A 23,508-nucleotide genomic window follows, 5' to 3' on the forward strand; every position below is an offset into this window, starting at 1 on the left:
CCCGGTTACCGTGCCCGGCGTGGACACCGTGGAGCCGCACACCATCGAAGCGAACGGCATCACCCTGGCCTGCCGGACGTGGGGCCCGCCGGACGCCCCGCCCGTCCTGCTGCTGCACTGCCGGGGCGCCGACGGCGCCGACTGGACGACCGTCGCCGAACGGCTCGCGGCACCACCGGCTCCGCGCCGCGTGTACGCCCCCGACCTGCGCGGCCACGGACGCAGCGCCTGGCCGGGGGAGTACGGGGTGGAGGCGATGAGCGACGACATACGCGCCCTGCTGGCCGCCCTCGGCCTGGACAGCGCCGATGTGGTGGGCCACTCGCTGGGCGGCCTGGTCGCCTGCCTGCTGGCGCAGCGCCACCCCGGTGTCGTACGACGCCTGGTGCTGGAGGACGTCTGCGCACCGGTACCGCTCGACCCGCCCCGGCCGCCCGCCCCGCGACCCGAGGGGGAGCTGTCGTTCGACTGGGCGATGGTGCGGGCCACCGACGAGCAGCGCAACGCGCCCGACCCTGTGTGGTGGGACCACATGGGCCGGATCGCCATGCCGACGTTGGTCATCGGGGGCGGCCCGGCCAGTCTCATCCCGCAGGACCAGGTGGCGCAGCTCGCCGCCCTGATTCCGGACGCCACGCTCGTGACCGTCGACGCCGGGCACCTGGTGCACCAGCGGCGCCCGGCCCGGTTCCTGGCCGTACTGGAGGAGTTCCTCGCCCGGTGAGGGCCTTCACCGGTGCGTGCCGGCCCCCGGCTGTGGTCCGTACGCCGTCAGAAAGCGGTCGCGGAACGCGTCCATCGGCCAGACGGGGGCGTTCGGGGCGGGCTTGAGGCCCTGTGTCCAGCCCCAGCCGGAGATCCGGTCCAGCACCTTGGGGTCGCGGGCGACGATGGAGACCGGCACGTCCTTGCGGGGGCTGTTCGCGGTGACCGTCGGCACGGGCTGGTGGTCGCCCAGGAAGACCAGGACCGTGTTCTCGTCGCCGTAGCGCTGAAGGAAGCCGACGAGGCTGTGCAGCGAGTACTCGATGGAGGTGCGGTATGCGGTGCGCACGCTCTGCGGGCTCCTCCAGACCTCCTTCTCGTCGTTGCCCTCACGCCTGATCTGCCGGAAGACCGAGCCGTCGCCCAGCTTCGCCCAGTCGACCATGCGCGGCACGGGCGCCCACGGATAGTGGCTGGAGGTGAGGATGATCTCCGCCATCAGCGGGCCCCGGCCCCGCTTGCCGAACTCCTGGCGCCGGAAGGTGTCCAGGGCGAACTGGTCCGGCACCTGTGACCAGCCGAAGTCCGGGCCGCGGTAGCCGAGGTGACGGCCGTCGTAGACGTGGTCCAGGCCGAAGAACCGGCCCTCCGGCCAGGCCACCAGCACGCCGGGCACGATGCCGACCGTGCGCCAGGCGCCGGCCTTGCGGAAGGAGCCGGTGAGCGTGGTGCGGCCGCTGGAGGTGAGGCTGCGGAACCTCTGCTGGTTGCTGATCCACAGGCCGGACAGGAAGGTCGAGTGGGCCAGCCAGCTGCCGCCCCCCGTCACCGGCGAGCGCAGCCAGCCGCTGCGGGCCTGGAACCCGGCCGCCTTCAGGCCGGCCGCGCTCTGAGCCAGGACCGCGTCGATGCGCGGGGCCGGCGACGGGTCCTCGATCGCCGAACGCCCGTAGCTCTCGACGAAGGTGAACAGCACGTCCTTGCCGCGCAGGCCGGTCAGCAGCCGGTCGGGCGGGGTGTGCGCGAAGGCGTCGACGGCGGCCTGGCGCCGGAAGAGGCGCGCGTCCGCGAGCGAGACGCTGACCTGCCGCGCGCGGTCGCCGAGCAGGTCGGCGTCGATCGTGGCCGCGACCGGCAGGCCCGCGCTGTGCAGGCCGAGCAGGACACAGGTGACGCATGCGGTGCCCAGGACCAGGGTGCCGCGGACCGCGCGGGCCCGGTGCCGGGCCATCAGCGTCGTCAGCCGGACCGCGGCGCCCGTGGTCAGGACGAGCACCGTGACCGCGAGCAGCAGGGCACCCGCGATGGCGGCCAGCTCACCGGCCCGGCCGGACGTCTCGCGCAGATAGTCCGCCGCGTTGCCCAGCAGGCCCCAGTCCAGCACCAGGTCGAAGGGGCGGAACAGCACCGAATAGAAGCCCATGTCGAGGCACTTGAGCAGGGCGACCAGCCCGATCAGCACACCGGCGGCCACCGCCCCGGTCCGCCGCGCCCGGGGCGGCACCACGAGCAGCAGGGCGGCGAGCAGGACACCTTCGGCCGGGAGGCGTACGAACGCGGCCGGAGTGAGGTGGTCGGGCCGGTCCGGCAGCAGCAGCGCGCCCAGCAGGAGCGCGGCCGCCAGGACGGTCGTGCCGATGCTCGCCCCCCGGCCGATCCGGGTGTGCCGACGGCACCACGCGAACCAGGGACGAGGCGTGGGCTGCGACACCTGAGGGTCCTTCCGTGCGTGGCCGGGCGCCGGTGCGGAAGGGACCGGGACCGGCAGCACTCGTCGACCGATCGTCACCGTTGGTGATCGGGTGACGCCCATCGTGCGCACAGGGTAGTCCTCTGACGCCGCCGAGGAGGCGGGACACCCCGGAGCTCGGGACACCCCGGAGCTAGGGACGGTCCGCCGCCACCGCCACTTCGCGTGCCCACCGGTAGTCGGCCTTGCCGCTGGGGGACCGCTGGATGGCGTCCGCGATCACCAGCTGGCGAGGGATCTTGTAACCGGCGAGCCGGGTGCGGCAGTGGCTCTGGATGTCGTCCAGGGAGGGGTGTGACGCCCCCGCGCGCAACTGCACCACGGCCGCCACGTGGTTGCCCCACATGGTGTCCGGCACCCCGGCGACCAGCGCGTCGTACACGTCCGGATGTGCCTTGAGCGCCTGTTCGACCTCCTCGGGATAGACCTTCTCGCCACCGGTGTTGATGCACTGCGAGCCCCGGCCGAGCACGGTGACCACGCCGTCCTCGTCGACCGTCGCCATGTCGCCGAGCAGCACCCAGCGCCGGCCGTCCTTGACGAAGAAGGTCTCGGCGGTCTTGCCCGGGTCGTTGTAGTAGCCGAGCGGCACATGGCCGCACTGCGCGACCCGGCCGATCTCGCCGACCGCGACGGGCTCGTAGGTCGCCGGATCGACCACCTGCGTACGGGAGTTGACCCGGATGCGGAAGCCGCGCTCCGGCCCGGAGTCCTCGGTCGCCGTCCCGTTGAAGCCGGACTCGGAGGAGCCGAAGTTGTTCAGCAGCATGGCGTTCGGGACGAGCTCCCGGAACTGCCGGCGCACCGTCTCCGACATGATCGCGCCGGACGAGGAGACGCTGAACAGGGCCGAGCAGTCGGTGTCCTTCAGCGGCCCGCTCAGCGCGTCGATCAGCGGCCGGAGCATCGCGTCGCCGACCAGCGACACGCTGGTGACCTTCTCCTTCTCGATGGTCCGCAGTACCTCCTCCGGCACGAACTTGCGGTGCAGCACGACGCGTTGGCCGAAGTTGAAACCGATGAACGCCGTCAGTGTCGAGGTGCCGTGCATCAGCGGGGGAGTGGGGAAGAAGGTGATCCCGGTGCCCCCGGCCGCGACCCGCTCGGCCAGCTCCTGAGGCGTCTTCACCGGCTCCCCGGTCGGCGCCCCGCCGCCCAGACCGGCGAAGAACAGATCCTCCTGACGCCACATCACCCCCTTGGGCATGCCCGTCGTGCCGCCGGTGTAGATGATGAACTCGTCGTCCCCGGAGCGCGCCGGAAAGCCCCGCTCGGGCGACCCGGCGGCCTCCGCGTCCGCGAACGGCACCGCACCCGGCACCCCGGCCGCGTCCGGGCCCACGCACAGCAGGTGCCGCAGCCCCCGCGCCCGCGGCAGCGCCCCCGCCACCCGGTCCGCGAACTCCGCGTCGAAGACCAGCGCGACCAGATCGGCGTCCTGGTAGAGATACACCAACTCCTCTTCGACATAGCGGTAGTTGACGTTGACCGGGACGATCCGCGCCTTCAGGCAGGCCAGCACCGTCTGCAGGTACTCGACGCCGTTGTACAGATGCAGACCCAGATGCTCCCCGGGGCGGATCCCGCTGTCGGTGAGGTGGTGCGCGATGCGGTTGGCGGCCGCGTCCAGCTCCGCGTAGGTCAGACGGCGCTCCGCGCCGGTGCCGGGATGATCGAGGTACACGAGCGCCTCGCGGTCCGCGGCCACGTCGACGACCGACTCGAACAGATCGGCAAGGTTGTACTCCACCGCTCCTCCTGACCCGGGCAGTCCTGACGAAGAAAGGTGAGAACCATCGCTTCGCCGGTCATCAGAGCAAAGGGCGCCGCAACTGTGAAGGGTGCGCGCCAATAAATCTGACTGACTGTCAGAAAACCCTTGAAGTGCCTCCCCGCCTACTGCAACCTGTTCTCGTTCTCACCGAGGGGAGATGGCCCATGGGCGGGACGGAACACCTCACCGTGCGGCGCGAGGGCGCCACACTGGTGCTCACACTCAACCGGCCCGACGCCCGGAACGCGCTCTCGCTTCCGATGCTCGTCGGCCTCTACGACGGCTGGCTCGAGGCCGACGCGGACGAAGGGATCCGCTCGATCGTGCTCACCGGAGCCGGCGGATCCTTCTGCGCCGGCATGGACCTGAAGGCCCTCGCCGGCAACGGCATGCAGGGCGAGCACTACCGCGACCGGCTCAAGGCCGATCCCGACCTGCACTGGAAGGCGATGCTGCGCCACCACCGCCCGCGCAAACCGGTGCTCGCCGCCGTCGAGGGGTACTGCGTCGCGGGCGGCACCGAGATCCTCCAGGGCACCGACATCCGGGTCGCGGGCCAGTCCGCGACCTTCGGCCTGTTCGAGGTCAGGCGCGGCCTGTTCCCGATCGGCGGCTCCACCGTCCGGCTGCAACGCCAGATCCCGCGCACCCACGCCCTGGAGATGCTGCTCACCGGACGGCCCTACACCGCCCAGGAGGCCGCCGGCATCGGTCTGATCGGCCACGTCGTCCCCGACGGCAGCGCGCTCGACAAGGCGTTGGAGATCGCCGAGCGGATCAACGCCTGCGGCCCGCTCGCCGTCGAGGCCGTCAAGGCCTCCGTGTACGAGACGGCCGAGCTCACCGAGACCGACGGCCTCGCGGCCGAACTCGCGCGCGGCTGGCCGGTCTTCGACACCGCCGACGCCAAGGAGGGCGCCCGCGCCTTCGCGGAGAAGCGGCCCCCCGTCTACAAGCGCGCCTGAACCGCCGAAGGAGTCCTCAAGGATGTCCGAAGTCCTCCAAGCCCCCCTCGTGGTCGAGTTCCCGTTCACCCGCTCGCTGGGCCCCGTGCAGAGCGCCTTCCTCACCGGCCTGCGCGAACGCGTCGTCCTCGGCGTGCGGACCGCCGACGGACGCACCCTCGTCCCACCCGTCGAGTACGACCCCGTCACCGCCGAGGAGATCCGCGACCTGGTCGAGGTCGCCCCCACGGGCACGGTCACCTCCTGGGCCTGGAACCCCCGGCCCCGGCGCGGCCAGCCCCTCGACGGGCCGTTCGCCTGGGTCCTGGTCCGGCTCGACGGCGCCGACACCGCCCTCCTGCACACCCTCGACGCCCCCGGCCCCGATGCCGTGCGCTCCGGCATGCGGGTGCGCGTCCGCTGGGCCGCGGAGCGTACCGGCGCCATCACCGACATCGCCTGCTTCGAGCCGTACGACGGAGAGCCCGTCCGGCCCGGCGGCCACACCGGCGAGTTCGAGAACCCGCTCACCGGGATCGTCGCCCCCGCCCGCCTCGACTACACCTACTCGCCCGGCCGCGCCCAGTCCGCCTACATCGGCGCCCTCTCCGCACACCGCACCGTCGGCGAACGCTGCCCCTCCTGCCGCAAGGTGTACGTCCCGCCGAGGGGTGCGTGCCCCACATGTGGCGTGGCCACAGCCGAACAGGTCGAAGTAGGTCCTCGCGGCACAGTGACCACCTACTGCATCGTCAACATCAAGGCCAAGAACCTCGACATCGAAGTCCCCTACGTCTACGCCCACATCGCGCTCGACGGCGCCGACCTCGCCCTGCACGCCCGGATCGGCGGCATCCCCTACGACCAGGTGCGCATGGGCCTGCGCGTCGAGCCGGTGTGGACCGAGGGAGCCCGCTACCCCGACCACTACCGGCCCACCGGCGAGCCCGACGCGGACTACGAGACGTACAAGGAGCTGCTGTGACCAGCGAAGAAGCCCCCGCCGCCCGGGACATCGCCGTCGTCGCCTTCGCCCAGAGCGACCACCGCCGCTCCACGGAGGAGTCCTCCGAGGCCGAGATGCTCATGCCGGTCCTGCACGACGTGCTCGCGCAGACCGGCCTGAAGGCCGCCGACATCGGCTTCACCTGCTCCGGCTCCAGCGATTACCTCGCCGGCCGGGCCTTCTCCTTCACCCTCGCCCTCGACGGCGTCGGCGCCTGGCCGCCGATCTCCGAGTCGCACGTCGAGATGGACGGCGCCTGGGCCCTGTACGAGGCCTGGACCAAACTGCTCACCGGCGACGCCGACACCGCGCTCGTCTACTCCTACGGCAAGTGCTCACCCGGCTCCGTGCGGGACGTACTGACCCGCCAGCTCGACCCGTACTACGTCGCCCCACTGTGGCCCGACTCCATAGCCCTGGCCGCTCTGCAGGCACAGGCCCTCATAGATGCCAGCCACACCGACGAACCGGCACTCGCGGCCGTCGGCGCCCGTAGCCGCGCCGACGCGCAAGACAACCCGCACGCCCAGCTCAAGGGCCCTGTCCCACAGGGTGACTACGTCGTACGGCCGCTGCGCACCGGCGACTGCCCGCCCGTCGGCGACGGCGCCGCCGCCGTGATCCTCGCGGCGGGGGAGCAGGCCCGCCGGCTGTGCGCGCGGCCCGCCTGGATCCGGGGCATCGACCACCGCATCGAGGCACACGGCCTCGGCGTCCGTGACCTCACCGACTCGCCCTCCGCGCGACTCGCCGCGCAGAAGGCAGGCGCCTTCGAACGACCCGTCGACACGGCCGAGTTGCACGCACCCTTCAGCGCCCAGGAGGTCGTCCTGCGCCAGGCGCTCCGCCTCGGCGACGACGTGCGCGTCAACCCCTCCGGCGGGGCACTGGCCGCCAACCCCGTCATGGCCGCCGGACTCATCCGCATCGGCGAGGCCGCCGCCCGCATCCACCGCGGCGCATCCGACCGCGCCCTCGCCCACGCCACCTCCGGCCCCTGCCTCCAGCAGAACCTGGTCGCCGTACTCGAAGGGGATCCACGATGAGCAAGGAGCCCGTGGCCGTCACAGGAATCGGCCAGACCAAGCACGTGGCCGCCCGCCGGGACGTGTCGATCGCCGGACTCGTCCGCGAGGCTGCCGGGCGGGCCCTGGAGGACGCCGAGTTGACCTGGGCCGACATCGACGCCGTCGTCATCGGCAAGGCGCCCGACTTCTTCGAGGGCGTGATGATGCCCGAGCTGTACCTCGCCGACGCCCTCGGCGCCGTCGGCAAGCCCATGCTCCGAGTGCACACCGCCGGCTCCGTCGGCGGATCCACCGCGCTCGTCGCCGCCAACCTGGTCGCCGCCCGCGTCCACGGCACGGTCCTCACCCTCGCCTTCGAGAAGCAGTCCGAGTCGAACGCCATGTGGGGACTTTCCCTGCCCATCCCCTTCCAGCAGCCCCTGCTCGCCGGGGCGGGCGGCTTCTTCGCCCCGCACGTGCGCGCCTACATGCGGCGCAGCGGTGCCCCCGACACCATCGGCTCCCTCGTCGCCTACAAGGACCGGCGCAACGCCCTGAAGAACCCCTACGCCCATCTCCACGAGCACGACCTCACACTGGAGAAGGTCCAGGCCTCGCCCATGTTGTGGGACCCCATCCGCTACTCCGAGACCTGCCCCTCCTCCGACGGCGCCTGCGCCATGGTCCTCACCGACCGCGCCGGAGCCGCCCGCGCCCCCCGGCCGCCCGCCTGGATGCTCGGCGGCGCCATGCGCAGCGAACCGACCCTGTTCGCGGGCAAGGACTTCGTCTCCCCGCAGGCCGGCAAGGACTGCGCCGCCGACGTCTACCGGCAGGCTGGCATCGCCGACCCGCGCCGGGACATCGACGCCGTCGAGATGTACGTGCCGTTCTCCTGGTACGAGCCCATGTGGCTGGAGAACCTGGGCTTCGCCGAGGAGGGTGAGGGCTGGAAGCTCACCGAGTCCGGGGTGACCGAACTCGACGGTGACCTGCCCGTCAACATGTCGGGAGGCGTGCTGTCCACCAACCCCATCGGCGCCTCCGGCATGATCCGCTTCGCCGAGGCGGCGCTCCAGGTGCGCGGCCAGGCCGGGGAACACCAGGTGGACGGCGCCCGGAAGGTACTCGGGCACGCCTACGGCGGCGGCTCGCAGTTCTTCTCCATGTGGCTCGTGGGAGCACGGCCGCCGGAGTCCTGAAAGTCCTTCCCACGTGGCCTGTCGGCCGTCGGAAGCGGTCGCTAGGCTGAGCCGCGGACGACGAACCGGGAGGAGCACGGACGTGGCCGAGAGCACCATCCAGCAGCAGCCGCTCAAGGGCTGGGACAAGCCGGACCTGGACCTCAGCAAGGCCGACTGGCAGTCCAGCAGCCGGGGTCTGGGCGATGTCCAGATCGCGTTTGTCGAGGGCTTCATCGCGATGCGCAACAGCGGCAGCCCGGAGAGTCCCTCCCTGATCTTCACGCCCGCGGAATGGGGCGCCTTCGTCTCGGGCGCGCGGGAAGGGGAGTTCGACCTCACCTGAGCCGGACCGGGGGCATACCGGGCGGATTTCCGGACACGCGACCAACAGCGCCCCACGGGAGCCGAGCCTGCGTCAGGCTGGCACCAGCAAGGGGAAGGTCGTGTTCCGGAGGTGAGGAACGATGAGCACTGAGCCGGTCATCGCCGCGGTCGACGGTTCGGACGACAGCCTGGGCGCGCTGGACTGGGCCGTCGACGCCGCCCGGCGCCGCGCGGCACCGCTGCGCGTGGTGCACGTACGGCAGTACGCCGCCTGGGGCCAGGCCGACGTACTGGTCGCCGGGCCGCCCGACGCGCAGGGCGACCCGGTCCTGGACGAGGTGCGCGCCCGGCTCGCGGGCACCGGCGAACCCGCCGCGGAGTACGTCGCCCTGGAGGGCGTACCCGGCGCCGTCCTGCCCGAACTCGGCACCGACGCCCAGCTGTTGGTCCTCGGCTCGCGGGGCCGCGGCGGCTTCGCCAGCCTGCTGCTCGGCTCCAACGGCCTCGCCGCCGCCCGGGACGCCGACTGCCCGGTGGTCGTCGTACCCCGGCCCGGCCGCGAGGTGCACGGGGACGGGCCGACCGAGCCCGGGCCCCGGGTGGTCGTCGGCCTGCACGCCGACAGCCCCGACGACGCCACCCTCGCGTTCGCCTTCGCCGAGGCCGCCCTGCGCGCGGCCCGGGTGCAGGTGATCGCCGCCTACCCGTGGCCCGTACAGACCTGGTCCGCACCCGGCCAGCTGATCCCGCCCGCGGTCGACCAGGAGGCCGTCGAGAGCGAGACCCGCGCGCTCGCCGAAGGCTTCCTCGCACCCCACCGCAAGCGGCACCCCGAGGTCCGCGCCGACACCGAGGCAGTGCCGGGCGACGCGGCCGGGCACCTCGTCGCCGCCTCCCAGGACGCCGACCTGGTCGTCGTCGGCCGTCACCGGCGCCGCCTGCTCGCCCCCGCCCGCATGATGGGCTCGGTCACCCAGGCCGTCCTGCTGCACGCCGCGAGCCCGATCGCGGTGGTACCGCCGGCACCACTGGAGCAGTGAGCGGTGCCCGCCCGGCCCGTGCCGCGCCCCGGCCCACGGCGCCCCGCACCCGCGGCTCCGGCGACCGCACCCGCCTGGCGCAGCGACCGGGACGGACCCGGCGACGCCCGGGAGCCGGCGCCCGTACCGCCGGCCGGTCGCACCGCCGGCGCCCTCCGGACGAACCTGGCGGGCCTCGGGCCCGGCACCCGCACGGCCCCCCGATCGCGCCCACGCCGCCACTTGACCGCGCCCGCACCGGCCCCGCGCGACACCCGTGCCGGCGGCCCCGGCCCGGGCACCGCGTCGCCGGGCGCCCGCAGGTCACCCAGGAGAGCCCGGGCACGTACCATGGCCGCATGTCGTTCCTCCGCCGCCGCAGCGCCACTCCTGCCGGGCCCGACTTCGACGTGCTGGCCATGGACCCGGGTGACTGGCCGGGCAACCTCGGCGCGGGCCTGCTGCCCGCCCCCGACGGCACCTGCCAGGGTGTCTTCCTGCGCTACGACCTCTTCGGCGGCCGCGGCCCCGCGATGATCATCGGCAACCTGCCCGAGGGCTCTCCGGCCCGCGAGGTCGACGAGGGAGAGATCCCCTTCGAGGTGGGCCAGCTGCTCCTCGCGCTGGAGAACGACGAGGAGGTCATCGTCGTCGGCACCGAGGACACCCCGGTGCTCCAGGGCGACAACCTCCTGATCGTGCGGCGGCTCAAGTTGTCCGAGAGCCGGATCTCCTGCGTGCAGTTCGACCGCAGCGACGGCGTCCTCGTGACCATCGCCGCCTGGGACCGCCCCATCACGGACGACCTGTACGCCCTGCTGAAGCCGCTCCCGGCGGAGCTTTTCCAGCAGGGCTGAGGCACCGCGGCCGGCTAGCCGGCCGAGCGCTGCAGAGTGACGTCCGCCGCGCGGACGAACCCGACCCGGTGACCGTACTGGATCTCGTAATACAGGTCCTTGCCCACCACGACCCGGTGCGAGTCGGTGGTGAAGGTGACCGAGTAGTCGTACTCGCCCGGCACCTCGTCACCGACCACGTACCTCTGCCCGGCCGCGATCGTGTACGACAGCGGTACGACCGACTGCACGGGGACGCCCGCCGGATAGGCCTCCTTCTCCGGGTAGGCGCGGCCGTACACCGGGATGCTCGCGAGTCCCTCCTTCGGCGTCACCGTCAGCCCCTTCGCCGGCACCGCCGTCGGCGCCTTCGACGGGTTCCGGAACCAGGCCTTCTGCCCGAGGTACCAGATGGCCGTCCAGTCGCCCCAGCGGTCCGCGACCGCGTACTGCTGGCCGGTGGCGGCCCGGGAGGACAGGTCGTTCACATCGATGGTCGGGTCCTTGCCCAGGCCGATGTCCTTGATCAGCGGGGCGCTCGTGTCGTGGTCCGAGTACAGCCGCACCTCGCTGGAGCCGTGTGCGGCGCAGGGCTCGCCCGACGTGGTGCAGCCCGTGTACGCCGGCTGGTTCGAGGCGTAGTCCGGCAGGATCGTCACCAGACCGGACCGCTTGCCCGCGGTGCGTTCGAAGGGGTGGCCCAGCAACTGGAAGTAGTGCCGCCAGTCCCAGTACGGACCCGGATCCGTGTGCATGCCGGGGATGGTGGACGTCGTCGGGCCGGGCACGTTGTCGTGGCCCAGGATGTGCTGCCGGTCCAGCGGGATGTCGTACGTCCGGCTCAGGTACTTCACCAGCCGCGCCGAGGACCGGTACATCGCCTCCGTGTACCAGGCGTCCGGGTTGGCGAGGAAACCTTCATGCTCGATGCCGACGGACGTGGCGTTGACGTACCAGTTGCCCGCGTGCCAGGCCACGTCCTTCGCCTTCACATGCTGGGCGATCAGACCGTCCGTGGAGCGGATCGTGTAGTTCCACGACACATAGGTCGGGTCCTGGATGAGGTTCAGCACCCCGTCCCAGGTGCCCTCCGTGTCATGGATGACGATGTACTTGATGCTCTGTGACACCGGCCGGTCACCGAGGTCGTGGTTGCCGTAGTCGTTGTTGCCGAACTGGGCGTACGGCGCCCACACCGCCTCGCAGGACACCGACCTCGGGCATTCGACGCCGTCCGTGGGAAGCGTGCGCAGGCCGGCCCGCTTCAGCTGGGCGGTGTCGGCGGCCAGCCGCGGCTGCGCGGCCAGCGCGACCAACTGGCCGTCGTCCGTGGTGCGCTCCTCACCCGTGTGCAGGACGTCGTACACGTCGTTCGCGTACGCCGCCGCGGTCGCGGTGTCGTCCGCGCCGGAGAAACGGGCCACCGCGCCGTACCAGTCGGCGGGGTCGGCGCTCAGCGGCTCCCCCAGCTGTTTCTGCGCGGCGGCGAGCAGGGCGGCGCCGCCGGTCACGTTCGCCGTCGGGTCGGTGCGCAGCTTCTCGGCGGACAGGCCCGTCAGCCGCGCCGCCTTCACCAGCGTCTTCAGCCGGGCCGGGAGCGCGGACTCGGCCGGCACCTCGATGCCGGGGTGTACGGCCGGGCGGGCGCCGTCGCCGCGGGCGTCCTCGGTGCCCTCGGCGTAGTGCTCCGTGGCGGCGATCGCGGTCCGGGCGTCGGTGAGATGCATGGGGCCGTAGCCGCCGGTCACGCTCGGCGCGCCGGCGTGCCAGTCCCAGCGGGACTGGAGGTAGGAGACGGCCAGCAGCACACTCTGCGGCACGTGGTACTCGGCCGAGGCGGTGGCGAAGGCCTGTTGCAGCCGGCCCGCGGAGGAGTCGGCGGTGCTCTGCGCGGGGGCCGCGCCGAGCAGCGGCAGCAGCAGAGCGGCGGAGGCGAGCGGGACAGCAGCCCGCCGTAGATGTCTGTGGCCGGGAGTGGACGTGGGATCGGTGGCGGAACCTCGCAATGCGGCCTCCTGTGACGGGCGGGCGTGGCGGGGTGTGCGGCGCCAAGCTGGGTCAGTGGTACCGGCTTGCCGACGATCCGTCAATAATGCATTCGGGTCGTTGATTTCCCACGTCACGGAGGGTTTCGGCGAGTTTCGCCACGGCGGTGCGCGGGCCTGCGGGGCGTCACTGGCGTACACCAGTGACCGCGCCGGGCACGGCCGGGATTCGGGGCCGAACGGGCTTCGGGCCGGGACGGGCGAAGGTCCGCGGCGCGCCGCCGCTCTGGCGCGCCGCGGACCTTCGTCCCCGTCAGCGAGTGCCGACCGCCGCTCGGACGGCCTTGCGGGCCATCTGGCAGTCGTCGTGCAGCCGCCGGAGCAGCAGCCGCTGTTCCTCGCCGGACGGCGCGGCGCCCGGGTGGGCAGTGCCCGGTGCCGCCGGGGCCGTGTCGTGCATCGAACGCTGCACGGCCGTCTCGTACGTACGGATCTCGCGGGTCAGCAGCAGCATCAGATTCACCAGGAAGGCGTCCCGGGAGGACGGGCCCGCCGACTGGGCGATCTGGCTGATCTGCCGCCGGGCCGCCGGGGCGTCCCCGAGGACCAGCCACAGCGTCGCCAGGTCGTACCCCGGCAGATACCAGCCCGCGTGCTCCCAGTCCACCAGCACTGGACCGGCTGGTGACAGCAGGATGTTCGAGAGCAGGGCGTCGCCGTGGCAGAACTGGAGCATGCCGTGCCGACCCACCTCGTGGGCGATGCCGTGCAGCAGCTTCTGGAGGTCACCGAGATCCCGGTCGGTGAGCAGGCCCAGCTCGTGGAACCGGGAGATGCGGGCGCCGTAGTCCAGCGGCATGTCGAACGTGCCCGCCGGGGGCCGCCAGGCGTTCACCCGGCAGATCGCGCCCAGCGCCGCCCGGATGTCCGGGCGGGGCGGTGCCTCCACCGGATGGCGCTGGAGCGCCGCCACACGGCCCGCCATCCGCTCGATCACCAGGGTGCCGTTGTCCGGATCCGCCGCGATCAGCCGGGGCACGCGGACCGGGGGCCGGTGCCGGACGAACGAGCGGTATGCGGCTATTTCGTGGCGGATCTGCTCGGCCCAGGCCGGCGAGTGGTCCAACAGACACTTGGCCACGGCCGTGCTGCGCCCCGTCGTCCCGACGATGAGGACGGACCGCCCGCTGCGCCGCAGCACCTGCACCGGAGCGAACTCCGGACAGATCCGGTGCACCGACGCGATCGCGGAGCGCAGTTGCGCGCCCTGGGGACCGGACAAGTCGAGTCTCCCGCTGAGCGGTGGCGTGCCGGGCTGGCCCGGGATCCTCCGGGGCCGGCCCGCGCCCAGCACGGGTCCGCCCGGACGCGCCACCGGGTCGAGGAACGGTCCGCCGCCCGCCGGTCGGGGGCGCAGCGGCCGGGGCGGGGCGGACACGGAGGACGATGCTGCGTACATGGGAGATACAGATCCCTTCGTGTGCCTGCTGTGCCTGCCTGAAAGTCCTGCGCGCAGCCCGGCCCGGCCGATCGGGAACACCCTGGGGAATGTCCCTCGAGGTGACCGGGTCGGGGTGGCGCTTTCCTACCTGACACCGGATGCCCAGTGGCACACCATCTGGCGCACCCTGGCGAACCGTGGCGAATAGTCGCCCGGCAACCTCCACGGGGCTACTGTCAACTCAGCCGAGAACCTGGGGGCTTGATGTGAGCGGACAACCCAACACCCGTCTGGCGGACCTGTTCGGCCTGGCCGGCTGGTCGAAGGGCGAACTCGCGAGACTGGTCAACAAGCAGGCGGCGGCCATGGGCCACCCCCAGTTGTCGACCGACACCTCCCGGGTCCGCCGCTGGATCTACATGGGAGAGATCCCGCGCGATCCCGTGCCACGGGTGCTGGCGGCCCTGTTCACCGAGCGTCTCGGCCGTGTCGTGACCATGGAGGACCTCGGTCTGGTGCGGCACGGGCGTAACGGGAAACGGCAGGGCGACGGGATCGACGAACATCCCGACGGCGTGCCGTGGGCGCCCGAACGCACCGCCGCGGTCCTCACCGAATTCACGGGAATGGACCTCATGCTCAACCGACGCGGCTTGGTGGGCGCGGGTGCCGCGCTCGCCGCGGGATCCACACTCAGCAGCGCCATGCACGACTGGTTGCACACCGACCCGGCCCTGAAGGCCGACGCCCCCGTCCTCGACGACCCCCTGCACGCCGACCCCGCTGGGTTCGACCGCTACGAGGCCGCCCCCATCGGATCACAGGAGATCGAGGAACTGGAGCGCTCGGTCGAGGTGTTCCGCGCCTGGGACGCGGCCCGCGGCGGCGGGCTTCAGCGCAAGGCGGTCGTGGGCCAGCTCAACGAGGTGGGCGGCATGCTCGCCTACCACCACCCACCCCATCTCCAGCGGCGCCTGTGGGGCGTCGCCGCCAACCTCGCCGTCCTCGCGGGCTGGATGTCGCACGACGTCGGCCTGGAGCCCACGGCCCAGAAGTACTTCGTCATCGCCGCCCATGCGGCCCGTGAGGGCGGCGACCGGCCCCGCGCGGGGGAGGCCCTGTCCCGCGCGGCCCGGCAGATGGTGCACCTCGGCCGGCCCGACGACGCCCTGGACCTGATGAAACTCGCCCAGTCCGGAGCGGGCGAGCGCCTGCAGCCGCGCACGAAGGCGATGTTCCACACGATCGAGGCCTGGGCGCAGGCGTCGATGGGCAAGGGCCAGGCGATGCGCCGCACCCTCGGTCAGGCGGAGGACCTCTTCGTCTCGGACCGGCAGGACGTGGCACCGCCGGACTGGATGCAGACCTTCAAGGACGAGGATCTGTACGGCATGCAGGCCCTCGCCTACCGCACGCTGGCGGAGTTCGACCCGGCCGCGGCCGCGCACGCCCAGTACTACGCGGACAAGGCGCTCGCCCTGCGTATCGACGGGCGGGAGCGGTCGAAGATCTTCGACCATCTGTCCATGGCGTCGGCCTGCTTCCTCGCCGACGACCCCGAACAGGCCGACCGCTACGCACGCCTCGCCCTGATGTCGATGGGCTCGAACTCCTCCCGTCGCACCTGGGACCGGCTGCGCCAGATGTACCGGCTGACCGCGGAGTACGCCGGCTATCCGAAGATCCACGAACTGCGGGAGGAGATCAGGCTCGCCCTGCCCCGGCCCCGGGCCAAGGGAGACAGCGCACAGGCGTGAGCGCACAGGCATAGCGGGCCCGTGCGCTCAGTTCACCTGACAACAGCCAGAGTTCACCCGGTCACCCTGGCGACGAGTACACACGCGTCGTCCTCGCGTCCGGCCCCGCCGAACTCCTCGACCAGCGTCCGGACGCAGTCCTGCGCGGTGCGCGCCGCGCCGAACCGTGGGGCGAGGTCGAGCAGTCGGTCCACGGCGGCCGTCGTGACGTGCCCCGGCACCAGTCCGTCGGTGTGCAGCAGCAGGAGGTCGCCCGGCCGCAGGGTCTCCTCGGCCTGCCCGTAGACGGCACCCGAGGTGGCGCCGAGCAGTACACCGTCCGGTGCGGTCAGCACGCGCCCCGTCCCGTCGCGGAACAGCAGCGGGGCGGGGTGTCCTGCCTGCGCCCATACCAGCGTGTGGGTCTCGGGCCGGTAGCGGCAGCACACGGCGCTGCCCAGGGCGGGCTGCACGGTGGCGTCCAGTAGCTGGTTGAGCATGCCGAGGAGTTCTCCGGGGCGGCTGCCGGCCAGCGCCATGCCGCGTACGGCACCGAGCAGCATCGCCATGCCCGTGGCGACGGCCACGCCGTGTCCGGTGAGGTCGCCGACGCTGAGCAGGCTCTCGCCGTCGGGCAGGTCCAGCGCGTCGTACCAGTCGCCGCCGATCAGCGCGCTCGTCGCCGCCGGCAGATGGTGGGCGGCGAGATCGAGGGTGCGCGGTCCCTGGTGCGGGAGTCGCAGGGAGCCGAGCCAGGGCGGCAGCACGGCTTCCTGCAGCTCGGCCGCGATCCGGTGCTCGGTCCGCTCCTGCCGACGCCGGCGATGCAGTGAGTCACGGGTCTCGCGCACCGTCCGCTGGCTGCGGCGCAGTTCGCTGACGTCGCGCAGCACGGCCCACATCGAGGCGGTGCCGCCGTCGGCGCCGAGCACGGGCTCGCCCATCATGTGCACCGTACGCACGGAGCCGTCGGGCCGTACGACGCGGAACTCGCCGTCGATCGGCCTGCCGTCGACCAGGCAGCCCGTCACCATGCCGGTCAGCCTCGGCCGGTCCTCCTCCAGGACCAGCGAGGGCAGCTCGTCCAGGGTGAGGGCGGGGTCGGCGGGGTCGCGGCCGAGGATCTGGTACAGCTCGCCGGACCAGGTGGCCTCGTCCGTCAGCAGGTTCCACTCCGCGCTGCCGACCCGGCTGAGCAGCGAGCCGCGCGGGACGGCGGCCGGCACGGAGCGGACGCCGGGCGCCGCCGCAGGTTCGGCCGGGGCCTCGGGCATGGGGTCCGGGCCGTCCCGGAGCTGGGCCAAGTGCGCGTCCAGGTCGTTCAGTTGATGCAGGGCGAGGTCGTACAGTGCGCGCTGCCAGCGGTCCTCCGGGTCCGCGCCGGCGCTCCGGGCGTCCCGCCGTACGGCGTCCACGTCGCCCTTGAGCTGTCGCGTCTGCGTGATCAACGCCTCGACCGAGCCGCGCCCGGGTGGCTGGGCGGCTGGGTGGCCCGCGGAGACTGGGGACGGCATGACGCACTCCGTTGGGGGGACGATACGGCCAAGCAGGACGGGGGGACCGTTACGACTGTGGCACAGCCCGCGACGCCCTGTAAGGGATTTGGCAACACACGATACGGTGGTGCTTCCGGCATATGCCAGAGTCTTCCCGGAGCGATCCGCGGGCGCGAATGACGTACGCGCCGGGCGGGTCAAGTCGTAGAAATCCTACGAGAGTTGGCACGGTTGGACGATTTTCGTGTAGCGATCACCCATATGTTCGACGCACCGGTGTTCGCATGTGTTGTCGACCGGCCTGTACCCGTCGAACTCTGACCGGATTTGGCGGCATGCGAAGGGCCTTTGCGCACTCCATATAGGCATGGACACCACTGTCGAACAGCCCGTGCTCGCCCGGCTCATCACCGCGGAGGACCAGGAGATCCCCGTGTCGGCCACGCTGCGCTACGCCACGGACGATCCGCTCGCCGTCTTCGTGGACTTCCCCGCCGAGGCCTCCCTGGAGGGCGAGGACGTCACCTGGACCTTCGCACGCTCCCTGCTCGACCAGGGGCTGCGGGCCCCGGCCGGCCATGGGGACGTGCAGATATGGCCGTACGGGCGCACCCGGACGGTCATCGAGTTCCACTCGCCGCACGGTCTCGCCCTGCTGCAGTTCCACGCCCTGACGCTGCGCCGCTTCCTGCTGCGTACCTACGACGTGGTGGCTCCCGGACAGGAGGATCTGACAAGGGTGGTGGAGCGGGGGCTGTGCGCCTTGTTCGGCGGGGTGTGAGCGGCGTCGGCTGTATTTGACTTTTGTTCATCTTCGGCTCACCGCGCGGGTATGGACCTCGACGGCCACCCCGTGCACCCTGGCGCGCGGTGTGCCGCAGGGGCACTCCGGTGACGAGGACGAGGCGAATGACACCGATCAGCCGAAGAGGCTTCGTGGGGCTGGGCGCAACGGTCGCGGCGGGCGTGGCGCTGGGTGCCGGCACGCGGACGGCTGCCGCCGCGTCGACCACGGCGACCGGCACGATCCAGGACGTCAAGCACGTGGTGATCCTCATGCAGGAGAACCGCAGCTTCGACCACTACTTCGGCCGTCTGAAGGGTGTGCGCGGCTTCGACGACCGCAGTGGGATCACCCTGAGCGGCGGCTACCCGGTCTTCAACCAGCCGAACGGGCTGGGCCGCCAGTACCCGTGGAAGCTGAGCGCGACCCCGTCCGCCGGCGGCACGGACGGCGAGACCCTGGCCCAGTGCAACGGCGACCTGCCGCACTCGTGGTCCTCGCAGCACTCCGCGTGGAACAAGGGCCGCATGGACAACTGGGTCTCCGGCGTCGGCAACGTCCGCTCGCTCGGCTACCTGGACCGCTCCGACATCCCGTTCCACTACGCGCTCGCGGACAACTACACCATCTGCGACGCCTACTTCTGCTCCACACTCAGCGCCACCGGCCCGAACCGGACGTACCTGTGGAGCGGCAAGGTCGACTCCTCCAGCTACGACGGCGGCGACGAGTCCGGCCTGACCTGGCAGAACTACGCGGAGGCGCTCCAGGGCGCCGGGGTGAGCTGGAAGGTCTACCAGAACACGGCCGACAACTACGGCGACAACGCCTGCGCCTACTTCAAGAACTTCACCAACGCCAAGCCGGGCGACCCGCTGTACGACCGGGGCATGTCCTCGGTGCCGAAGGCGACCGGCTCGACCCCGGACGACATCGCCGCCGCCATCAAGGCCGACGTCCTCGCGGGCACCCTGCCGCAGGTCTCCTGGATCGTGCCCAACCAGGCCTTCTCCGAGCACCCGTACGCCCCGCCCGGCGACGGTGCCCACTTCGTCAGCCTCGTCTACCAGGCCCTCGCCGCCGACCAGGACGTGTTGGACTCCACCGTCCTGTTCCTCAACTACGACGAGAACGACGGCTACTTCGACCACGTGCCCCCGCCGGCGCCGCCCGCCGGGACGGCCGGGGAGTTCCTCAACGGGGTGCCCTACGGCTTCGGCTTCCGCGTACCCATGATCGTCATCTCGCCCTGGACACGCGGCGGCTGGGTCTCTTCGGAGGTCTTCGAGCACACCTCGGTGCTGCGCTTCCTGGAGACCTGGACCACGGCTGTGGGCACACCCGCCAAGTGCGCCAACATCAGCGACTGGCGGCGCAAGGTGAGCGGCGATCTGACCAGGGTCTTCGACTTCGCCAACCCGGTCCACGGCGCGGTCTCCCTGCCCGCGACCAGCGTCATAGGCATCGACACCTGCGGTCCGCTGCCCAACCCGGCGCCGACCGACAACGTCCTGCCCGCGCAGGAGCCCGGCACCCGGCCCGCCCGCGCGCTGCCGTACCAGCCGAACGGCTACCTGGACCACCTGGAGTTCGACGCGGCCGGCAAGACCCTCGCCTGGTTCACCATGACCAACCAGGGCACGCCGGCGTCCCGGGCGGCCCACTTCTCCATCCACCCGAACGCCTACCGCGACACCACGCCCTTCCAGTACACGGTCGACGCGGGCGGCACCGCCTCCGACTTCTTCAACATCGGCACCGGCTTCGGCGGCGGCAAGTACGACCTGTCCATGGTCGGCCCCAACCGCTTCCTGCGCCGCTTCCAGGGCGACGCCACCAAGGCCGGCAAGTCGGTCGAGGTGAGCACCCGCTACGCCGTCGAGCCCGGCACCGGCAAACTCGCGATCTACTTCAAGATGACCAACTCCGGTACGGCATCGGTGAAGTTCACCATCACCTCCAACCACTACCGCGGCGACGGTCCCTGGACCTACACCGTCGCCGCGGGCGGCTCGACGGAGGACTTCTTCAACGCCGTCGCGTACCAGAACGGCTGGTACGACTTCACGGTGACCGTCGACTCCGACGCGACGTGGTCGCGCCGGTTCACCGGGCACCTGGAGACGGGCGCCGCGAGCGTCAGCGGCTGACCCGGGCGTACAGGTCCGGGCGCGGGGCGAGTCCGACGGCCACCCGGCCGCCGGTCTCCAGCGCCCGGACCCCCGCCTCGGCGACGGCGGAGGCCGCGTAGCCGTCCCAGACGCCCGGGCCGGTGACCTCGCCGCGCCGGGTGGCGTCGACCCAGCTCTGCACCTCGCGGTCGTAGGCGGCGGCGAAACGGACGAGATAGTCCTGCGCCACCTCCTCGCGCGCGCCGCCGCCGGTGGTGACGACCATGGTGTGCTCGTCGCCGATCCGGGCGCTGCCCCGCTCGCACACGGCCTCGCAGCGCACCTGGTAGCCGAAGCCGCAGTTCACGAAGACCTCGACGTCGACCAGCGCACCCCGTTCGGTCTCCAACAGCACGAACTGCGGGTCGAGCAGGCCGGCGGGGGCGCCCGAGGACGGCGTGGGACGCAGCACGGTCACCGCCGTCAGCTCCTGCCCGAGCAGCCAGCGGGCCGCGTCGATCTCGTGCGAGACCGAGCTGTTGACCAGCATGGCGCTGGTGAAGTGGGCCGGCGAGGAGACGTTGCGGTGGGTGCAGTGCAGCATCAGCGGCCGCCCCAGGCTGCCCCCGTCCAGCATGTTCTTCAGCCGCAGGTACTCGGCGTCGTAGCGGCGCATGAAACCGATCTGCGCCAGCCGGCGGCCCAGCCGCGCCTCGGCCTCCACGACCCGCAGCGCGCCGGTGGAGTCCGGCACCATGGGCTTCTCGCACAGCACCGGCAGGCCCCGGGCGAACGCGGCGAGCAGGGCATCCTCGTGCGCCGGGCCGGGGGAGGCGATCAGCACGGCCGTGACGCCGGGTGCGTCGAGCGCGGCCTCCGCCTCCGTGTGCACGCTGACCCCGTCGAGACCGGCCACCGCGTCCTTCGCCCGCTCGACATCGGGGTCGGCCACGGCCGCGACCCTGGCTCCGCTCACCACCTGGTCGAGACGTCGTATGTGATCGGCCCCCATGTGTCCCGCACCCAGTACCGCCACACCCAGCAGGTCACCCATGCGCGCGCTCCCTTACGCCGACGATCACGCCGTAGAGTACGCCGCGCAGGGAGCGCTGCCGGGGGAGTCGATCAGTACCGCAGGACCGCCGCGATCCCGTCGGCGTCGCCCAGGGTGCCGTCGGGCACGAAGCGGACGTCGGCGCCGGTCTCCAGGCACTGCTCGACGATCTCGTCCACGATGTCGTCGCGGGCGTCCAGGTCACCGGCCGCGGCCGGCATCAGATGCTCGCCGAGGTCACGGACGGCCGCCCGGAAGTTCTCCTCCACGGCGAGCAGCCGGACCCGGCCGTCGCGGGCGCTCTGCCACAGTTCGTCCAGGCCGGCCGCGTACGTCCGGCGGCCGCGGGCCGAGGTCAGCTCCCGCACCACGGACGTGGTGTCCTTGCGGGCCTCCGCCTCCAGCACCGGCAGCAGCGCCTGCCACACGGCGTCGGGACCGGCGTGCGCGAGGCCGCCGTGCGGGACCTGGACGGCGTTTCTGGCCACGCTGCCGGCCTCGTCCAGCAGCGACAGCGCCGCCTGTTCCCCGGTGACGTAGAGGGGCCGGGGCTGGTCGCGCAGGAGCGCGGCCATGGCGGTGTCCGCCTCGCGCAGGAACTGGCGCGTGCCCTCGTCGCGGAAGGTGCTCGGCTGGTCGCCGATCTGCATCTGGCGCTCCGCGTCGAAGTTCTGCTGCCGGCGCTCCAGCGGGAAGCCGGCGGACCCGTCGGGCACGACCCGGTCCTCGCCGCCGCTCCACAGGGTGATGCGGTCCGCGGAGACCGACAGCACCCAGAAGGGCCGTTCGGCGGCCTGCGCGGCGACCAGGTTGCGGGTGAGGAAGGTGTCCGAGAGCACCACGCGCTCGGGGACGGTGCGGGCCAGGGACCAGACCTGGTGCTCACCCGGGGCGGCGAAGATCACCAGGCCGTCCTCGGCGTGCGCCAGGTCCACCTCCGCCAGCGCCCGGTCGAGCTGGGCCACGACGTCGTTGCGCCGCTCACGGGTGACGGAGGGGTCGGCCTCCAGGCGTTTGCGCGCCTCGGTGACGACATTGCGCAGCCGTACGGGATCCTGCCCGTTCTCCGGTTCACGGCGGTGTGTCGGGGTCAGTACGGACACCGCCGGGTAGGGACGCGGGCGCCGCAGTTCGGCCAGGGTCGCGGGACTCAGTGCGTGCTCCATGACAGCACGATAGGGCGGAATCACGGGTACGGCATTCGGGGTAAACCGGGCCGGGCGCGCGGCGGGGCCGTGCGGCGCGCGACGGTGACGCGACGCCCGGCGGACGGCTACCGTACCCGTCAGTAACCAGACCGCAGCGCATACCAGGAGGCCACCCATGCCGCAGTTCGACGTCGCCGGAGCGGTCCTGACATACGACGACGAGGGCCTTCGTGACGCGCGGGAGGTGCCCGTGGTGTTCGTGCACGGCTGGACCGCGAACCGGCACCGCTGGGACCACCAGACGGCGCACTTCTCCGCGAGACGCCGGGTCATCCGGCTGGACCTGCGCGGGCACGGGGAGAGCACGGGGGCCGGCGTGCGCACGATCGCGGAGCTGGCGGACGACGTGCTCGCCCTGCTCGATCACCTGGAGGCCGAACGGTTCGTGCTGGTCGGCCACTCCATGGGAGGGATGATCGCGCAGACCATCGCCCTCGCCCGTCCCGAGCGGGTGGAGCGCATGGTGCTGGTCGGCTCCATCGGCCGGATGACGTACAGCCGCGGCCGCGGGCTCCTCATGGCCGTCTCCACCCTGGTGCCGTTCAGGCTGTTCGTGGCGGCCAACGTCCAGCGGGCCTTCGCACCCGGTCACCCGCGCGAGGAGATCCGTGCGCACATCCGCGCCGCGGCCGGCATCCCGCGCGAGGTCGTCATGACGCTGTACGGCGCCATGCGGGCCTTCGACGTCCTGGACCGGGCCGACGAGATCCGCACGCCCACCCTGATGGTGCACGGCTACCACGATGTCCAGCTGCCGGTGCGGCAGATGCTGCGGATGGCCAAGGCCTACCCGGACGCGGTCGTCCGGATCCTCGACGCCGGTCATGAGCTGCCGGTGGAGAGGCCGGCCGAGCTGACCGCGGCCCTGGACCGGTTCCTGACCGGAAAGGTCTGACCTGCGGCGCGCTTGGGGAAGTTTTTGCCTCTGGCCGGTTCCGGGCGGCGGAGGCCCGGTCCTGCCGCCCCCGCCGGATTTCGCACGGGCAAAAAGCGGCCGAAACTGTGAGGGAGGCGAGGGGGATCGTGTTACGTCCGCGTTGACTGCCTCGGGCAACTGACGGACGCTCGTCATATAGGTGCTCGATACAACTGGTTTGTCGGCCGGATCCGTCTCCTCGCGGAAAGCGCAGGCGGGCACCGGATC

The 23,508-nt window shown here is 72.0% G+C and carries 19 protein-coding genes; 12 read left to right on the forward strand and 7 right to left on the reverse strand.

The features are described 5' to 3' along the window. Positions 1 to 19: 19 nt before the first annotated feature. The gene (locus ADK64_RS17035) at positions 20 to 724 is read left to right on the forward strand and encodes an alpha/beta fold hydrolase (RefSeq protein WP_053659778.1); all 705 of its coding nucleotides are present in this window, start codon (positions 20 to 22) and stop codon (positions 722 to 724) included. A gap of 6 nt (positions 725 to 730) precedes the next feature. Here the strand turns inward: ADK64_RS17035 and ADK64_RS17040 are convergent, their stop codons facing one another. Further along, the gene (locus tag ADK64_RS17040) at positions 731 to 2,518 is read right to left on the reverse strand and encodes a sulfatase (protein WP_420712986.1); all 1,788 of its coding nucleotides are present in this window, start codon (positions 2,516 to 2,518) and stop codon (positions 731 to 733) included. A 70-nt stretch (positions 2,519 to 2,588) separates the two neighbouring features. Further along, a complete protein-coding gene (locus ADK64_RS17045; protein ID WP_053659780.1) occupies positions 2,589 to 4,205 on the reverse strand; it encodes an acyl-CoA synthetase in 1,617 nt (538 codons plus the stop codon). A gap of 188 nt (positions 4,206 to 4,393) precedes the next feature. Here ADK64_RS17045 and ADK64_RS17050 point away from each other — a divergent pair, with 188 nt between their 5' ends. The 7 genes from ADK64_RS17050 (at position 4,394) to ADK64_RS17080 (ending at position 10,570) form a co-directional block, all read left to right on the forward strand. After that, entirely contained in the window at positions 4,394 to 5,194 is an 801-nt protein-coding gene (locus ADK64_RS17050; protein WP_053659782.1) for a crotonase/enoyl-CoA hydratase family protein, read from the forward strand. A 22-nt stretch (positions 5,195 to 5,216) separates the two neighbouring features. After that, positions 5,217 to 6,158, forward strand: a complete 942-nt coding sequence (locus tag ADK64_RS17055) for a Zn-ribbon domain-containing OB-fold protein (protein ID WP_053659784.1) — start codon at positions 5,217 to 5,219, stop codon at positions 6,156 to 6,158. Next, positions 6,155 to 7,225, forward strand: a complete 1,071-nt coding sequence (locus ADK64_RS17060) for a thiolase domain-containing protein (RefSeq protein WP_053659786.1) — start codon at positions 6,155 to 6,157, stop codon at positions 7,223 to 7,225. Before ADK64_RS17055 ends, ADK64_RS17060 begins: the two co-directional genes overlap by 4 nt. Further along, entirely contained in the window at positions 7,222 to 8,388 is a 1,167-nt protein-coding gene (locus ADK64_RS17065; RefSeq protein WP_053659788.1) for a thiolase domain-containing protein, read from the forward strand. Before ADK64_RS17060 ends, ADK64_RS17065 begins: the two co-directional genes overlap by 4 nt. Before the next feature lie 82 nt (positions 8,389 to 8,470). Beyond that, positions 8,471 to 8,713, forward strand: a complete 243-nt coding sequence (locus ADK64_RS17070) for a DUF397 domain-containing protein (RefSeq protein ID WP_053659790.1) — start codon at positions 8,471 to 8,473, stop codon at positions 8,711 to 8,713. A 121-nt stretch (positions 8,714 to 8,834) separates the two neighbouring features. Beyond that, the gene (locus ADK64_RS17075; RefSeq protein ID WP_053659792.1) at positions 8,835 to 9,734 is read left to right on the forward strand and encodes a universal stress protein; all 900 of its coding nucleotides are present in this window, start codon (positions 8,835 to 8,837) and stop codon (positions 9,732 to 9,734) included. 338 nt (positions 9,735 to 10,072) lie between these two features. After that, positions 10,073 to 10,570, forward strand: coding sequence for a hypothetical protein (locus ADK64_RS17080; RefSeq protein WP_053659794.1), 498 nt, complete (start codon positions 10,073 to 10,075; stop codon positions 10,568 to 10,570). Positions 10,571 to 10,584: 14 nt separating this feature from the next. Here ADK64_RS17080 and ADK64_RS17085 read toward each other — a convergent pair whose 3' ends face one another. Beyond that, positions 10,585 to 12,555: an N-acetylmuramoyl-L-alanine amidase gene (locus tag ADK64_RS17085; RefSeq protein ID WP_053659796.1), complete on the reverse strand. Its 1,971-nt coding sequence runs from the start codon at positions 12,553 to 12,555 to the stop codon at positions 10,585 to 10,587. A 292-nt stretch (positions 12,556 to 12,847) separates the two neighbouring features. Then, positions 12,848 to 13,993 (reverse strand): aminoglycoside phosphotransferase family protein, encoded by a 1,146-nt coding sequence (locus ADK64_RS17090; RefSeq protein ID WP_053659798.1) that lies wholly within the window; start codon positions 13,991 to 13,993, stop codon positions 12,848 to 12,850. 248 nt (positions 13,994 to 14,241) lie between these two features. On the opposite strand from ADK64_RS17090, the gene ADK64_RS17095 reads away from it, so the two are divergent. Further along, positions 14,242 to 15,732 carry a hypothetical protein gene (locus ADK64_RS17095; RefSeq protein ID WP_053659800.1) on the forward strand — a complete coding sequence of 497 codons (1,491 nt, stop codon included), beginning with the start codon at positions 14,242 to 14,244 and terminating at the stop codon, positions 15,730 to 15,732. A gap of 53 nt (positions 15,733 to 15,785) precedes the next feature. On the opposite strand, the gene ADK64_RS17100 is transcribed toward ADK64_RS17095, so the two are convergent. Further along, a complete protein-coding gene (locus tag ADK64_RS17100) occupies positions 15,786 to 17,225 on the reverse strand; it encodes a PP2C family protein-serine/threonine phosphatase (protein ID WP_053659802.1) in 1,440 nt (479 codons plus the stop codon). 349 nt (positions 17,226 to 17,574) lie between these two features. On the opposite strand from ADK64_RS17100, the gene ADK64_RS17105 reads away from it, so the two are divergent. Next, positions 17,575 to 17,988, forward strand: coding sequence for an SsgA family sporulation/cell division regulator (locus tag ADK64_RS17105; RefSeq protein ID WP_053659804.1), 414 nt, complete (start codon positions 17,575 to 17,577; stop codon positions 17,986 to 17,988). Between the two features lie 128 nt (positions 17,989 to 18,116). After that, positions 18,117 to 20,141: a phosphocholine-specific phospholipase C gene (locus ADK64_RS17110; protein ID WP_053659805.1), complete on the forward strand. Its 2,025-nt coding sequence runs from the start codon at positions 18,117 to 18,119 to the stop codon at positions 20,139 to 20,141. Here ADK64_RS17110 and ADK64_RS17115 read toward each other — a convergent pair. Next, positions 20,131 to 21,156 (reverse strand): Gfo/Idh/MocA family protein, encoded by a 1,026-nt coding sequence (locus tag ADK64_RS17115; protein ID WP_078992690.1) that lies wholly within the window; start codon positions 21,154 to 21,156, stop codon positions 20,131 to 20,133. The genes ADK64_RS17110 and ADK64_RS17115 overlap by 11 nt on opposite strands. Positions 21,157 to 21,227: 71 nt before the next feature. Further along, the gene (locus ADK64_RS17120) at positions 21,228 to 22,322 is read right to left on the reverse strand and encodes a hypothetical protein (protein WP_053659807.1); all 1,095 of its coding nucleotides are present in this window, start codon (positions 22,320 to 22,322) and stop codon (positions 21,228 to 21,230) included. A gap of 157 nt (positions 22,323 to 22,479) precedes the next feature. On the opposite strand from ADK64_RS17120, the gene ADK64_RS17125 reads away from it, so the two are divergent. Next, positions 22,480 to 23,259: an alpha/beta fold hydrolase gene (locus ADK64_RS17125; RefSeq protein ID WP_053659809.1), complete on the forward strand. Its 780-nt coding sequence runs from the start codon at positions 22,480 to 22,482 to the stop codon at positions 23,257 to 23,259. Positions 23,260 to 23,508 lie beyond the last annotated feature (249 nt).

The organism is Streptomyces sp. MMG1121 (assembly GCF_001280015.1).
Taxonomy (GTDB): Bacteria; Actinomycetota; Actinomycetes; order Streptomycetales; family Streptomycetaceae; genus Streptomyces.